The sequence below is a fragment of the Sphingobacterium sp. MAE genome, from assembly GCF_056711605.1.
The window spans coordinates 4,365,323-4,381,856 of sequence record NZ_CM160044.1 but is presented as its reverse complement, the minus strand read 5'-3'; the positions used below and the strand labels follow the sequence as shown (position 1 = coordinate 4,381,856).

The 16,534-nt window shown below is 34.3% G+C and carries 11 protein-coding genes; 7 read left to right on the top strand and 4 right to left on the bottom strand.

Going from position 1 to position 16,534, the window contains the following annotated elements:
• Nucleotides 1–4: 4 nt before the first annotated feature.
• Genes AC06G9_RS18850 through mbhE form a run of 4 tightly spaced genes read right to left on the bottom strand, consistent with a single transcriptional unit; the run spans nucleotide 5 to nucleotide 4,592 of the window.
• Complete coding sequence (locus AC06G9_RS18850) at nucleotides 5–1,507, bottom strand: proton-conducting transporter transmembrane domain-containing protein (protein ID WP_480956921.1); 1,503 nt, start codon at nucleotides 1,505–1,507, stop codon at nucleotides 5–7.
• Entirely contained in the window at nucleotides 1,504–1,860 is a 357-nt protein-coding gene (locus AC06G9_RS18845; RefSeq protein ID WP_094773267.1) for a Na+/H+ antiporter subunit C, read from the bottom strand. The genes AC06G9_RS18850 and AC06G9_RS18845 overlap by 4 nt, the downstream gene beginning before the upstream one ends.
• Before the next feature lie 7 nt (nucleotides 1,861–1,867).
• Nucleotides 1,868–2,281: a Na+/H+ antiporter subunit B gene (locus AC06G9_RS18840; protein ID WP_045752600.1), complete on the bottom strand. Its 414-nt coding sequence runs from the start codon at nucleotides 2,279–2,281 to the stop codon at nucleotides 1,868–1,870.
• A gap of 1 nt (nucleotide 2,282) precedes the next feature.
• Entirely contained in the window at nucleotides 2,283–4,592 is a 2,310-nt protein-coding gene (gene mbhE / locus AC06G9_RS18835) for a hydrogen gas-evolving membrane-bound hydrogenase subunit E (RefSeq protein WP_480956920.1), read from the bottom strand.
• A 519-nt stretch (nucleotides 4,593–5,111) separates the two neighbouring features.
• Here mbhE and AC06G9_RS18830 point away from each other — a divergent pair.
• From AC06G9_RS18830 to AC06G9_RS18800, 7 genes are all read left to right on the top strand, one after another.
• Nucleotides 5,112–5,648 (top strand): RNA polymerase sigma factor, encoded by a 537-nt coding sequence (locus AC06G9_RS18830; RefSeq protein WP_045752598.1) that lies wholly within the window; start codon nucleotides 5,112–5,114, stop codon nucleotides 5,646–5,648.
• A gap of 229 nt (nucleotides 5,649–5,877) precedes the next feature.
• Nucleotides 5,878–7,038, top strand: a complete 1,161-nt coding sequence (locus AC06G9_RS18825; protein ID WP_293923720.1) for a FecR family protein — start codon at nucleotides 5,878–5,880, stop codon at nucleotides 7,036–7,038.
• Nucleotides 7,039–7,172: 134 nt separating this feature from the next.
• Entirely contained in the window at nucleotides 7,173–10,835 is a 3,663-nt protein-coding gene (locus AC06G9_RS18820; RefSeq protein ID WP_293923718.1) for a SusC/RagA family TonB-linked outer membrane protein, read from the top strand.
• 4 nt (nucleotides 10,836–10,839) lie between these two features.
• A complete protein-coding gene (locus AC06G9_RS18815) occupies nucleotides 10,840–12,441 on the top strand; it encodes a RagB/SusD family nutrient uptake outer membrane protein (protein WP_293923716.1) in 1,602 nt (533 codons plus the stop codon).
• A 2-nt stretch (nucleotides 12,442–12,443) separates the two neighbouring features.
• Nucleotides 12,444–13,358 (top strand): zinc-binding metallopeptidase, encoded by a 915-nt coding sequence (locus AC06G9_RS18810; protein WP_293923713.1) that lies wholly within the window; start codon nucleotides 12,444–12,446, stop codon nucleotides 13,356–13,358.
• Between the two features lie 5 nt (nucleotides 13,359–13,363).
• Nucleotides 13,364–14,227 carry a DUF4302 domain-containing protein gene (locus AC06G9_RS18805; RefSeq protein WP_480956919.1) on the top strand — a complete coding sequence of 288 codons (864 nt, stop codon included), beginning with the start codon at nucleotides 13,364–13,366 and terminating at the stop codon, nucleotides 14,225–14,227.
• Between the two features lie 189 nt (nucleotides 14,228–14,416).
• Complete coding sequence (locus tag AC06G9_RS18800; RefSeq protein WP_480956918.1) at nucleotides 14,417–15,079, top strand: hypothetical protein; 663 nt, start codon at nucleotides 14,417–14,419, stop codon at nucleotides 15,077–15,079.
• Nucleotides 15,080–16,534 lie beyond the last annotated feature (1,455 nt).

Genomic DNA, 16,534 nt, shown 5'->3' with positions numbered 1-16,534 from the left:
CTTTTTATTTACCTAATACTGCTTGTATATAAGGTGTTGTGTTTAACATTTCAGATGATATACGATCAGCTACTTGAATAATAATTTCTGCATTTAAGCCAATATATAAGGAGCTTGCTGCCAAGATACAAATGGGTAGGATTAAAGCTATTTTTCGAATACCGATTAGATCCTTAAACTTATCTTCAATGGTATCTGGATCTGGTGATTTTTTCCAGAATACTTCAGACCAAAATTTTGCAATGACAAATAGCGTGATGAAGCTACCCAGTATGAGTGCTCCTGCATAAAAGTAGTGGGCATTTTCAAAGGCTCCTTGCAACAAATATATTTTTGGCCAAAAACCAGACAACGGTGGAATACCCGCCAGTGAAAATAAGACGATGGCAATTAATAACGAAATTTTAGGATACTCAGCATAAAGTCCCCCTAATTTTTTCATGTCCATAGAGCCACGCATCTGACGAATCAATCCTGCAATTAGAAAGAGATTCGTTTTGACCATGATATCATGGATTAAATAAAATACTGCTCCCAGAATAGCTAATTTGCTATACATACCTAATCCACCGATCATAAATCCAATATGACAAACAATCAGGTAGGAAAAAAGTCTTCTCACGTTTGTCTTTATCAATGCGCCAAATGCACCGGTTAAAATGGTTAAAATAGAGAGCACTAGTAGTAGATCACGAATAAATTCATTCGGAATAAAAATCAGCGTAAAAACCCGAAACAGGGCATAGATGCCTACTTTGGTGAGCAGACCTCCAAAAATTGCAGCAACTGCCGATGGAGGCGTGTGATAAGAAGAGGGGAGCCAAAAATAAAGGGGGAAAATAGCAGATTTAATACCAAACCCAATCAAAAAGAAAGTGGCTGTAATATCAACTATTGCCCGGTTTTCAATTTTGGGCACTATTAAAGCCAAATCAGCCATATTTAATGATCCTGATATACCATAAAGAAGCCCAATTCCTGTTAAGAAGAACGTTGAGGCAAGTATATTCATGGCCATATATTTGACAGCACCTTCTAATTGAGCTTTCCGGCCACCTAATGTCATCAGAACAAAAGAGGATATAATAATAACTTCAAAAAATACATAAAGATTGAAAATATCACCGGTTAAAAATGCACCGTTTAATCCCATTACTAAAAAGTGAAAAATGGGAAAATAACCGTACAGTATACGTTGGCGTCCGATACCTGTTGCTGAGAAAATAGATACTGCAAGAGCAGCTATAGCGGTCAATAGGACTAGAGTTGAGCTTAATAAATCGGCTACGAATACAATTCCGAAAGGAGCTTCCCAATTTGCAGCATGCATAATGAGAATATCCCCATTGAATACTTTTGTAAACAATTTGACAGCAAATATTAAGCTGATAAAGCTACCACCTATGCTGAGTACGCGCTGTGGAACTGTTTTTCTCCAAAAACCAAGCTGTAAGATTGCTATAAATAAATGTACAAGTACTGTTGCTATAATTTGATTGTCAATCATATATCTTCGTCTTCGGGTGTGTTTAAGTTATCTAGATCATCCGTGTTGATTAATGCATACACACGTTTTAATAATACGATGGCAAAGGAAGTCAAGCCAAAACTGATGACAATGGCTGTTAAAATCAACGCCTGAGGTATAGGATCTGCATATATATCTTGAAAGACTTTCAATCCATCACTGATAATCGGTGGTTTTCCTTTTGTGATATTGCCTAATAGAAATATCAGCATATTTGTTCCATTGCCTAAAAGCATAATTCCTAGAAGTAATTTTACCATACTTCTTCTTAAAATCAGATATATGCCTGTTGCGTATAGTACGCCTATGAGTAAAATAAGTAGTAATTCCATTGTTTTGTTAATCTGAACTTAATGAAATAGTAAATAAAATAGTTAAGACCACTCCAATGACCACCAGATAAATTCCTATATCAAAAAGGAGTGCAGTACCGATCATACCAATAACAGGAATGGGATGCTCTAACCAAAGTCCTGTCATCACTGGTAAACCAAAAATGGCGGGCATAAACATGCTAAAAGCAGATATTCCCAATCCAATAGGAATTAGAGACAGTGGTTTATATCGTAATATTTTCATCGTTTCATTGGTACCATGAGCAAAACTATGTAATACAAACGCAATCGATGCGACTAGTCCACCAACAAAACCTCCTCCAGGAAAATAGTGTCCTCTTAGCAATAAGAAGAATGAGAATAAAAGCAGTATAGGAAGTAGGTAGCGTGAAGCTGTCTGTAAAATTGTACTTTTCATATTATTCCTTCTCCGATGATTTTAAACGTAATTTTAATAAACTATAGACTCCGAGAGCAGCGATACTGAGCACAATAATTTCAAACATGGTATCAAAGCCCCTGAAGTCAACGAGCAATACATTAACAACATTTCTTCCTTTAGCCAGTAAGTAGGCATTTTTACCGTAAAATTCGCTGATAGCGATATCGGTAGGTACGTGCAATACACGAATGGCAACCAAGGCTAAGATAATTCCAAACACAATAGCCACCACTACATCTCTGATTAATACCCTTTTTTTTGCTAGATTAAGAAAAGGAGGTAATTTGAAGAGTACAAGTACAAAAAGAACAACTGTTAGTGTATCGATCGTAAATTGTGTCATAGCCAAATCTGGGGCACTATAAAAGACAAACAATAAACAGATACCATAACCGATGACACTTGTCGCTACCACAGCTGTAAGTCGCGAGGCAGTGCTTAGTGTGAGTGCAACAGCACCAAACACAATCAAAACGGTAACCACTTCATAAACACTAATGGTAGATAATAGATCCCAGTTGATATGAAGTGGACCACCAAGATAGAGTTGATAAGCTAATAGTACTTCTGCAAATATGATAATTTTTAAAAGATAGGAACGTAAGTATCCATTATGAAAGTAGTTGGAGTAACTTGTTGAAAAATTGTAAATGCGCTGATATGCTTTTTGAAAAATAGTCAATGGCGCAATAAAATTTAATCTTTCAATCCACTGCAATTTTCGTGGATTTGGTTTATTTATGAAATAAAGGATAGTCCCTAAAATAATAGTTAGGGCACTTAATAGTAATACTAAATTAAAGCCATGCCAAATTTGAAGATGAAAATCCGTTTTCACTTTCATGATACTATTGACTGTAGGTTGAGCGATCCAGTCCCCGATGATATGGGGAAAACATCCGAATAGAACACCTAACAGAGCAAGTATTAAAGGTGGTATCCATAGAGACTTAGCTGGCATATTGATTTTTTCAAACTTTTCAGGAAGAATGCCCATAAAAGGCTTAATACCGGCCATGAATCCTGCTGAAACCAATAAGATGTTAGTTATCACTGCAGCAACAGTCAGATATATGGCTACATGTTGCTCACTGTGTAGGGTTGCTTCATAGATCAAATCTTTACCGATAAACCCCAAAGTCAAAGGCACACCAGCACTGGATAAGGCTGCCAAAAATCCGGCAATTGCTACAGGTAGTAAAACTTTTCTCAAACCCTGTAATATAGAGAGATCTCTTGTATGAGTAGCATGATCAATGATGCCTGTAATTAAAAATAAAGTTGCTTTGTAAAGTGCGTGGACAACAATAAAAACCGCAACAGCGATGATAGCATCTTCAGTTCCAATTCCTAATAAAAAAACTAAAATCCCCAATGCAGAAATTGTGGAGTAAGCGAGCACTCCTTTCATATCGGTTCTAAAGAGTGAATGAAAAGCGCCATACAGCATGGTAATCCCTCCAATAATCATTAAACTATAGGTCCATGCTGGGTTGCTGCCCAAAATTGGAAAAAACCTCGCAAGGAGATAAATTCCAGCTTTCACCATAGTTGCGGAGTGTAGATATGCTGAAACAGGGGTAGGGGCTTTCATCGCTCCAGGTAACCAAAAGTGAAATGGAAATTGTGCCGATTTGGTCATGGCACCTAAAATTACCAAACCTAATATATAAGGGAATAATTCATGATCTTGAATGAGCTGTGCTTTTTCTGCTAATTCAGAAATCGAGTAAGTCTGAGCAATATTACCCATGAGCACAAGCCCAGCTAATAGAAAAAATCCACCTAGTCCGGTTACACTTAGGGCTGTTAGTGCACTTTTTCTAGAAACTGCATGGTCAATATTGAAACCGATTAAGAAAAATGAGCTAATACTGGTCAGTTCCCAAAAAGTAAATAATAGAAAAATATTATCGGAGAGCACCAGCCCAAGCATGGCCGACATAAATAGGCACAGATAACCAAAAAAACGATCGATGTAAGGATCATTTTTTAAATACGATTTCGCATAAAAAAAGATACATGTTCCAATTCCTGTGATTAATAATGAAAATAGGAGTGACAGACCATCTAACCTCAAGTCAAAATTTACACCTAATGACGGAATCCAATCGATATGTTGAACGTATGATTTATCCCAACTTATCAAAGGAATATATTGTAGGTAATAAAGAAATAAAAGTAGCGGTATGAATGCGAGAATAATCCCCCATTTGGTTTTAACAAATCTGCCAAATGGAACAATAAGGCTCGATGTTATTAGTCCTAATAGAACAGTAAATAGCATTTAGTCTTTGTTTTTAATATTTGTGAAAGGCTACAATATAAGAAAAATTGATGGTTTTTATTGATGTTTTGCTCAATATGGAATAAAAAAACATAAAAAAGATCCTGTTTTAGCATTACTCTGTTTGGTCAGGTTGCGCTATGAAAGCAAATTTTCAATTTTAGAGAGAGGTTTTTGAATATTGCTTTAAACCCTTTTCTTTCCGATATGAATTGTAGATAACATGATACCAAATCATGATTTTTCATGGACAGTGTTTGTGGAAATATATTGTTTAAGATGATCGATGCAATAGAAAAATGTCAGAAACATTAAATGCATAAACTCATATTAGAAAGCATCATCATGATGTGCATAAAAATGAATATATATTATTAATATATATTCCCTTTAGAAATAATTTGAAGGAGTTATGGTTTTTAACAAAATTTAACATTAACTTCGTTTTAAACTAACATGCCAGACCGCTAACAGATTAATTAGTTATTATTTTTCTCTATTTACCAGATTTATGTTTTAATGACCAGTACCGTTAATAAAGAATTATTTGAGCAACATTATAAAAGCTTATGCCATTTTGCTTGGAAGCTCTGTGGAGATCTTACTGAAGCAGAAGATCTGGTACAAGATGCTTTTATTGCCTATTTTAACCATGAAGATCATGTTTCTACAAATGAATCTGCGGTAAAAAATTTCCTGTATACCTCGGTCCGATATGCATTTTTAAATAGTAAGCGTCGAGAAAAAGTTGTTGAAAAATATTGGTTAACAACACCATTTAACGAGTATAGTCAGGAGTCTTTAGAATTAAACATCATCCATTCGGAAGTTATTGCAGAAGTCCATAAAATTATGCAAAGCATGCCGACAGGGTGCCAGATTGTATTTAAGATGGGATATTTTGAAGGTTTGAGTAACCAAGAAATTGCTAAAGAATTGAATTTAAGTATAAATACGATAAAAACTCAGAAACAGCGCGCATTAAAAACAATTATGAAAAAGTTGCACCCTGAATTTTTTCCTATTGTGCTTCTTTGGTTTACCATAATTCGATAATTTGTACAAAAATATATTGAAGTAATATTTATTTGTAGTCAGTACTCGCATTCTTACGCTGCAATCATATCAGACCATCACCAAATCCCTAACAATTTTATAGCTATCGATGTATTTTTTCATTTAGCACATCTGTTAATCTGAATTGCTCCTAGGAATTAGATTTAATTTTATTTTTTTTTATTTGTTGTCACCCATTTTGTTCGATAACGTTTCTTTATGATATATTATGAAAAGTAAACCCTTTGTTATAGCTGAAATTATTAAAAAATCACTTGTTGAAGAACTAACAGGAGATGAAATGGCTATGCTTGAGTTTTGGATAAACTCAAAAGAGGAAAATAAGCAATTATTTGATAGTTTTAAGAAATCTCACACTATAGAAGAGGATTTAACTATCATCAACCGTATTGATCTTAACCAAGCTTGGAATACTTTAGAAAAAAAAGGTAAGGAGTTAAAAAATTCGAACCATGACTGGAATTTGAAAATTTGGATTCCTTTAATTGCTTCCTGTTTTGTTTTGTGTTTCTTTTTTTTATATCAAAATAAAACAATTCACAATTCAAAGATAATCGCCATTCAATCCACCAAACATAAAAATGATGTTAAACCAGCTTCGAATGATGCAGTGTTAATATTGGATAATGGTGAAAGTTTTGATCTTAGTAATCGCAATAATGAACAACTAACCAATAATATTAAGCTTCGAAATGATCAATTGGAATATGTTAAAGGTAAATATGAAGGAGGACAACCTAAATATAATACTTTAGTTGTTCCGAAGGGTGGCTATTACAAGCTCGAATTGTCTGATGGTACAAAGGTTTGGATAAATGCGATGTCAAGATTGAAGTTTCCAGAATCTTTTGGATCAGGGGAACGTAAAGTACAATTGGAAGGTGAAGCTTATTTTGAGGTTTATAAAGATGCTCAGCGCCCCTTTATAGTCCAAGCGAATGGTACTGATGTTAAGGTATTAGGGACACATTTTAATGTTGATGCTTATAACAAAAAAGTTCGAACAACTCTCGAAGAAGGAAAAGTAGAAGTGTCTACAGCAGATCATGCCATCATACTGCAGCCCGGTGAGTTCGCAGAGTCGGGTGATGGAAGACTTGATAAAGGCATTGCAGATCTAAATAAGGATTTAGCCTGGCATAATAATGAATTTTATTTCAATAAAGATAATATTCAATCTATTTTAGATCAGTTATCTAATTGGTATAATATAAATCCAAAATTTGATCAAGGTATCAATAGAAATAAAGCAATCACCGGATCTATTGATCGCAATGTTCCACTTTCTCAAGTACTCGAAATGCTGGAATATGTTAGTGATCTGCGGTTTAAGATAGACGGAAATCAATTAATTATTAAAAATAAATAACACGATGTATGGAGAACAATTACTAGACACAATTATTAAACAAAAAAAATACAGAGATGTTGCAGCATCCCTGTACCTATTCTTAATTAAGAAGCTAACCAGAAAAAATTAACTCTTTAACCAAATGTAAATGTATGAATAACTTACCATTTGGCAAAAAGCGACCTTGGGATTCTCAAGACTCGTTATTTTGCAAACCTTTACGTATTATGAAAATTAGTACCTTTTTAATGTTTGCGTTCGTCACTGGTGTCCAGGCTGAAGGTATTGCGCAAAAGGTCAACCTTAATCTCAAAAATGTTAAGGTTGAAGATGCGTTATCAGCTATTGGCAAGCAAACGAAGCATCGTTTCCTTTACAGTGATGATGTCACTAAAGGAGCGAAACGAATTAGTTTAAATTTAAAAAATGCAAGTCTTGAAGATGCACTTGAGCAAGTTTTAAACGACAATAATTATTCTTATAAGGTTATTGCTAATACGATAACGGTTAACAATATTCCCAAAAGTACAACTAAGACAACTGAAGAGGTAGTACAAAATGTTGTTACAGGTACAGTAAAAGATAAAGACGGAAAGCCTTTAAGTGGCGCTAGCATAACTGTAAAAGGAGGTTCTGTATCCACGCAAACAGATGAAAGAGGTAATTTTAAAATAAATGCCGATGCGAATGCAGTATTGACAGTTCGTTATGTAGGCTTTTCAAGTAAAGAAATATCTCTCGGAGGACGCTCAAGTGTATCAATTACACTCGAAAGCAGTGCTGAAAATATAGAGGAAGTTGTTATCACGGGTTTAGGAGCTAAGATCGATAAAAGAACTTTTACAGGAGCAACAGCTAAGGTTAATATGAAAGATATTGAACTTGGAGGTTTGCCTGATCCTTCAAGAGCCCTAGAAGGTCGTGTGGCAGGTGTATCTGTTCAAAATACCACAGGTACTTTTGGTTCTGCACCCAAAATCCGTGTTCGTGGCGCTACTTCTATCTATGGTAGTTCAAAACCGCTTTGGGTAATTGATGGAATCATTATAGAGGATGTATCAAATGTTTCATCAGATGATTTATCTTCAGGAGATGCACTAACGTTGATCAGTTCTGCTGTTGCTGGATTAAATGCTAATGATATCGAGTCTTTTACAGTATTGAAAGATGGATCCGCGACCTCTATTTATGGTGCACGCGCCATGGGTGGAGTAATTGTAATTACGACAAAGAAAGGTATTGCAGGAAGGAATTCCGCAAGTTATGTTGGTGAATTCACTTCAAGAGCTATCCCTTCTTATAATAATTTCAATATTATGAATTCCCAAGAACAGATGGCATTTAATCAAACTCTAGAACAACGAGGATGGTTAACGATGGCAGATGTTGCCAGTCGATCAGAATCGGGAGTATATGGTAAAATGTATGAGTTGATTAAGTCTGGCCAATTAGAAAATACCCAAGAATCTCGAAATGCATACTTGAGAGAAGCTGAATACCGTAACACAGATTGGTTTGAACAATTGTTTAGTAAAACAATTATGCAAAATCATTCAGTCAGCCTGTCTTCGGGTACTGAAAAAGCGCAGTATTATACTTCTATAAGTGGTGTATTTGATAATGGATGGGCAAAGAAATCCGATGTGAAAAGATACACTGGAATGTTTAATGCATCATATAACTTATTTGATAACTTAAAGCTAGACTTGAGAACAAATGGATCGTATAGAGATCAAAGTGCTCCAGGTACTTTAGGTTCGTCTGTTGATCGTGTTTCTATGCAGATTAAGAGAGATTTCGATATTAATCCATACTCTTATGCTCTAAATACTTCGCGTACGCTTGATCCCAATGAGTTTTATACGCGTAACTATGCACCTTTTAATATTTTGCATGAATTGGATAACAATTATATGGATATTAATGCTGCCGATATCAAGTTTCAAGGTGAATTAAAGTGGAAACCGATCAAAGCTTTGGAATTAGGGATATTAGCAGCGACCAGATATCAACAAACGTCACAACAGCATTACATTAAAGACGAGTCCAATCAGGCTTTAGCGTACCGTTGGATGCCTACGACGTTTATCCGTGATGCAAACCCTTTTTTATATACAGATCCTGATGATCCATACGCAGTACCAGTTTCTGTATTGCCATATGGGGGTATCTATAATCGTACAGATAATAAGATGCTAGCACAGGATTTTCGTTTTACTGCCGCATTTGACAAGACGTTTAATGATATTCATAAATTGTATGTGTTTACTGGAGCAGAGTCAAATTCTGTAGATCGTAATAACAATTGGTTCAGAGGGTGGGGCTTACAATATGAATTAGGTGAGATTCCATTTATCGATTATAAGTTATTCAAGAAAAGTCAAGAGGAAAATGCAGATTATTATTCCATTGATAGAAAGAAAAATGGCGATATATCTCCAGCACGAAATCGACAAGTAGCATTTTACGGTACCGCTAATTATACCTATGATAACCGTTACACCATTAATGGTACCTTACGTTACGAAGGAACAAACCGTTTAGGGCGTACTACATCTTCACGGTGGATGCCAACCTATAATGTTTCCGGAATGTGGAATGTTATGGAAGAAAGCTTTTTTAAAGATCTTGAGACACCGTTTTCAAATTTAAGTTTCAAAGGTTCTTATAGTTTAACAGCGGATAGAGGGCCAGATTTTGTCACAAATTCAAAAATTATTATTCAAAGTTATAACCCTTGGCGTCCAAGTACTTCAGATAAGGAGACGGGTTTGAATATTAATAGTTTGGAAAATTCTGAGTTAACGTATGAGAAAAAGCATGAGTTAAATATTGGTACTTCAATCGGGTTATTTAAAAATCGGATTGCTTTCGATGTTGATTATTACCAACGTAAAAACTTTGATTTAATCGGCATCGTAAATACACAAGGACTTGGTGGAGAAATAACTAAGTATGGTAATGTTGCGGATATGAAGTCCAGTGGTTTAGAATTGAGCCTTTCCGGTACAATCATAAGGAACGAAAGCTTCTCATGGACCTCTAGTTTCATTTATGCAAAAGCGAAGAACAAAATAACATCTTTAGAGAACAACAGTAGAGTTTCAGATCTAGTAGCCGCTGGTGGTTATGGAGTAGAGGGTTATCCCGTAAGACCATTGTTTTCTATTCCATTTAATAGAATTATACAAAATGGTTTGCCTGTGTATAATTACATTGATGGGCAAGAAACAACGACAGGTGTTTATTTCCAGAATCGTGACAATATAGATTTCTTAAAATATGAAGGGCCTACAGATCCTACAGATATGGGTAGTTTTGGTAACGTATTTTCATATAAAAATTTTAAACTAAATGTCTTCCTAACCTATTCTTTTGGAAATGTGATTCGATTGGACCCTGCCTATAAAACAGGTTACAGCGACCTTGATGCTACACCAAGAGAATTTAGAGATGCTTGGACTGTTCCTGGTGAAGAAGCATTTACTAATGTTCCCGTTATCTTAGACTCTCGTTTTATTCGTAATAATAGCCAATACAGCTATGCTTATAATGCGTATAACTATTCTACCGAGACAGTGGCAAAAGGTGACTTTATTCGACTAAAAGATATTTCATTAGCATATGAGTTGCCAAAGCATTTTGTGCAATCTATCCATATGTCAAATATTGGTCTTAGATTCAATGTCATTAATCCATGGTTAATCTATGCGGATAAACGTCTTAATGGACAAGATCCAGAGTTTGTAAACTCAGGAGGGGTAGCGTTACCAATTGCAAAACAATATACTTTAACCTTAAAAATGGGATTCTAAGAATATGAAAAAAAGATTATCATATATATTAATTTCAGCTGGAATACTAGCAACAGGACTTTCTTCTTGTAAGAAGTACCTTGATGTATTACCCGATAATAGAGCTGAGTTAAATACTACGGACAAAATAGGTAAGATGTTAGTCGGTGCTTATCCTGAAAATGCTTATGTAATGGTTGCTGAATTATCGTCCGATAACGTCGATGATGTAGGACCTGTTTACTTAAATTACTCACGTTTTTTAGAAGAAATTTATAAGTGGCAAGATATTACTGAAAGTAATAATGATGGTATTGACAATATTTGGAGTGCTTGTTATAGTGCAATTGGAAGTGCTAATGCGGCATTACAAGCTATAGAAGAGGAAGGCAATCCTGCTAGTTTAAATGCTCAAAAAGGTGAAGCACTGTTAGCGCGTGCTTATAACCACTGGATTTTGGTAAACATGTTTGCACATAATTATTCGAAAAAGTATTCATCTACTGATTTGGGGATTACTTATATGACAAAGGGGGAAACAACTTTAGATCCAAAATACGAAAGAAATACAGTTGAAGAAGTTTATAATTTTATTAAAAAAGATGTTGAAGAAGGCTTACCTCTAATCAATGATGCTTCTTATGCTAATTCAAGTGTAGCAAAATATCACTTTAATCGTGCGGCTGCATATACCTTCGCTTCTCGTTTGGCATTATTTATGGAAGATTGGGCTAAAGTAGTAGAATACTCTAGCGAAGCATTAGGTAGCAATCCAGCTACGACATTAAGAGATTATGCTACTATTGCTTCTTTTGCTGCGGCATATGGTAATATTACCAGAGAATATAATGCTAGTGCTAGAAAAGCAAACTTTCTAATTTCTACTGCCTATTCTGCTATGGGTACAACGTTTGGCGGCTACACTACAAACAATAGAATTAGTCATGCGGGAACAATTGCAAAGTTTGAAACAACTTTCGCTCGTCAAGTTTTTGGTACAGCTACTTTAAGTACAGATTATAGAATTCGTGTATTTGGATATACAAGTACGACAGCGAATAAAGTAATTTTTCCTCATGTCGCTTATATGTTTGAGTATACGGATCAAGTAGCAGGTATCGGATTTTCAAGAGGGGTATTTGCACCGATTACTTCGGAAGAAGCATTATTAAATAGAGCTGAAGCAAATATTCATTTAAAAAATTATGCCGCTGCTATTGCTGATATGCAAATTCATGTTAATAACAACACCATTAACAATCCTTCAGTTTTAAGTGAATCGTCCATTAATACTTGGGCAAATTCATTTGCTTATTTTACAGCATCAGCACCAACACCCAAAAAGAAATTGAATCCTGATTTTGCGATTGAAACAGGTACACAAGAGAATATGATTCATGCCGTATTATCTTTAAAGCGCTTACAATTTCTTCATACAGGTTTAAGATGGTTTGATGTAAAACGTTATGGAATCGAAATAACAAGAAGAATAGCTCCAGCAGTTTTTAATGCTACAAGCTTTCCAATAACCGAAACAGAAAACATTTTGAAAATCAGAGATAATCGTCGTGCTATTCAACTTCCTCAAGATGTAATTAATGCTGGTTTAACTTCTAATCCTAGATAAAGATGAAAGTGAATTATAAATTAATACCTATATTAATATCATGTGGTCTACTATTTTCCGCATGTAGCAAAGAAGATAAATTGGATTCTAAAAGTGTTTTTGTGGATTCAGAAATTCCTAAAAATGCTTTAGATAATTATTTATATAATACTTATACTAAACCTTACAATGTTGAGATATTGTATAAGTATGTTGATAAGGAGTCTGATATGACTTATCGTTTAGTACCAGCCCCTTATGAGTCCTCCATTCGGCTGTCTAAACTCATGAATTTTCTTATAATGGAACCGTACACTGAAGTGGCAGGCAGTAAACAATTTTTGAAAAATAACTTTCCGAAAATTATAACCTATACTGGGTCAGTACCTGTTCAGACAAATGGTGTTATTATTTTAGGAACAGCAGAATCAGGAACTAAGGTATCCCTATATAATTTGTTAGGATTGAATGAAACTAGTGGTAAAGATGTTGCATTTTTAACAGGTCAGTTTTTTAAGACGATCCATCATGAGTTTCAACATATCTTGAATCAAAACAAGGCTTATCCGAGTAATTTTAAGGAAATTACTGGGACGAGTTATGTTGAGGATGATTGGAACTCAACATATCCTGCAACAGCAGTAGGAATAGGAAATGCTATTGCAGCTGGTTTTATTTCACCTTATGCTTCAAAAGCTGATACGGAAGATTTTGCTGAATTGTATTCTTATTATGTAACACGTAGTCAGGCTGATTTTGATGCTATGCTTAATGTCACAGGATCCACAGCAGCTGGAAGAGCTCTAATTTTATCAAAATTGGCAATTGTTAAATCTTATATGAAATCTGAATGGGAGATAGATATGGATGTTTTGCGTGCAAATATTCTAGCTCGTTATCCTCAACTTAGCACCTTTGACCAAACAACTTTAAATTAAGAAAAATGAAATTAAAACTATTTATTTTAGGAATAACCATTTTGTCTTTGAGCGCAAGTTGTGAAAAGAAAATGGATTATATTTTTGATGAAAGTCCTACCGATCGTTTAAATGCAAGTGTTTCTAATGTTTACTCTACACTGCAGTCTAATAAAGATGGATGGCTTATTAAATATTTTCCGAGTAGTGCATTAGAATTTGGTGGATATACTTTATTTGCAAAATTCAATAATGCTGTAGATGTTACTATTGAGGGAGATTTTACGACTCTGGCGGCACAAAATAGTACCTATACCGTTGTACCTGGAGCAGGACCTATTTTAACTTTAGATACATACAATAGAATCTTTCATTATTTTGCATTACCTGGATATTTTAATAGGAGTAGTAGTTATTTTTTACCTGGTTTTGTAACGGCTCAACTTGGAGCGATTAATGAAGGAATGAAGGGCGAAAATGATTTCTTGGTAACAAAAGTTTCCGCAGATTCAGTTGTTATGGAAGGGCGAAAGTCTTATAATAAGATTGTTCTCTTACCAATTAAATCGAGTGAGGCTTCTTCAATTGTTACAACCTATCGTTCGGCAATAATAAAATTTCATGCATTTTCAAATTATAAATTTGAAGTTGGTACAGAATCAATTCCTGCAACATTTGCCACAGCACTTACGAAACGTGCTTTATTGATTGCAGGCAATACTAAGCCTTATTCATATCGCTATACACCGACTGGTCTCGATTTTTATACCGAGTACGATGTTAACGGAGTTAAGTTTAGAGAATTGAAATATGTTGAACCAACAGGGACATATACAAAAGGATACTTTACTAATGACGCTGGTACCATTAAGTTAGTACCACAAAGTTAATTACTGCAACATTATTGTTGTTGTGATGAGTAAGCAACAATAATGTTTCATATGTTTATTTAAAGGCCTTTTCAGTTTATCTGGAAAGGCTTTTTCATAGTATGAAGGTGATTTGTTTTTTTAAATTTTAAATGTAATAATATCTTACCCTTTATTGTCTTGCTTTATAATATACAATTAAAATTGATTATGAAATATTTATCTACAGGGCTGTTGGCTCTATTAACAATGAATCTCCTAGCGCAGGAGCAAAGCTCAAAAAGAAAGTACCTACCGATTGAGATTATGTATTTTGGCGGTGTTCAATTTAATCACGCTGGTAATTTAAATTCGGTATTGAAAGATTCGGATGCAGGGCAAATTCCTTTATTTGGATGGAATGCTGGACTAGGTACAGCTTATCGTATTAATAAAACGTTAATCGGAGTGAATTTTAGTTTATCAACAAATGGTAAAAAAAATAACACCTTGAATACTGGAGATTTTACCATATATGTAGCGAGTAATGCTATACGAACTGGTAATTTAGTCTTTAGTCCTCAACTTGGCTTAGGCGCTCAATCATCTACTTTTATTATTGAAAAGCAAAATATGAATGGAACCTTTCAAGATTTTTTAACGAATCAATCAAATGAGACTAAGTTGGAGCATACAGCAGCTATAGTTGATATTAGCGTTGCATTGAAGACGACTAATAAAGATCGTACCCTGTTCTCTCCAGAGTGTAGAGTCGGTTATAAATCTTCTATTTCTGCTAATGAGTGGAAAGTAACGAATGCCACAGTTACCAATGCGCCGAAGGATAGATTAGGCAGTTTTTACCTGCAATTAGCTTGGGGTATAGGAAGATAAAATATACGTGTAATTATATCTTATCTCCTTAAAAAGGGGAATTTTAACATGATTGGTTCCCAATATGTTAAAATTCCCCTTTTTATCTTGAAGTAAAAAGTTTTTATAGTTACAAAGTGTTTTATAATAATCTATGAATCCATTCAAGTTATTGATAGTTGTGATTCTACTTAAGTAATTTTGCCCATGTCTTGTATTTCCCCTGCTACTTAGCATATTTCTGACGCTTCAACTTTTTTGTCTCTCATGCAAATTTATTTTGCGACGTTGAGCAGTAATACCTATTGTAACTATATTTAAAAACATACCATCCACCAAAATTCACAGACCATTTCACAAACATTTTTCTCAACAGAATGAAGGTAAATTTGTTTTAATTTTGAAAAAGACTCCGTGGGAATTAATCTTGTATTCGAACAAAGTCACTTTCATTATCATTCAGTATATAGTGGAAGGATTGCTTTAGATCTGGTATACACGATTATAAAGATATGGGTTCTTTTGTGCGTAATGTATTGCACTACGGTGCAATACAAATAGGAAAGGAGTGCAATATATCTTAAACCTGTAACCATGGTCTGAAAATAGTGATATCATGGTGAAAATACTATAAACACGGACTTAACACGGACTCACCACGCACTTAACACGGATTCTTATTGGATTTATGCTGTATAGTGTACGAATATAATATGTACAATGGGTGAAGAAAACTCGAATATCCGGCTTACATTCGCTATACTTATTGATCAGCTTACAACAATGAAAATTAGGTTTATGCCACTTTAAACAATGTTTTTTTTTAGATATTTAGTAAAGGGTTATCAGCATCCTCAAGGGATGGATTGGTATAAGCTTGATTTACGTGTGATCGGATAACGATGCATCAGCGAGTCCGAGTCAAAAATGAAAATCGCATACTTTTAAGTCTATTTATAAGCTTCGATTTGACCATAAAGGGTTCATAAGTAATCAATAGCATCACGATATCAGATTCAGTAGTATGATTGTACATTGTCATAATAATCATAGGTGTATTATTATATGTTTGCCGATGTAAGTTAATTTTTGGCCCTGATGGTATTTTGACAAATTCATTTTTTGATCTATTGGAGAGAAAGTGTGATTAAAAAAAATCCGACAGTTGCAAGTTTAATAAAATATAGGGTTACAATCTATTGTTGCATCGATAAATTTCTCATTGTTAATACAAAATTTGATTAAACTATTGAAAATAAAAAAAGGTTTTCAGACGGGGAGAATGAAAACCTTTTATAACCAATTATAAACCTATTAAGGTGTTGTAAATATATAGTTTTTTTTATGATTGCCAATGTTATTTTTGTTTTTTTTTTATTATTTTTTCCTCATTTTAATGAAAATTATGGTTATTTTTTTATTTACCCATAAAATTATGATGTTTTTACTTTTTTTGATGAGTTTTTCGATTATTTT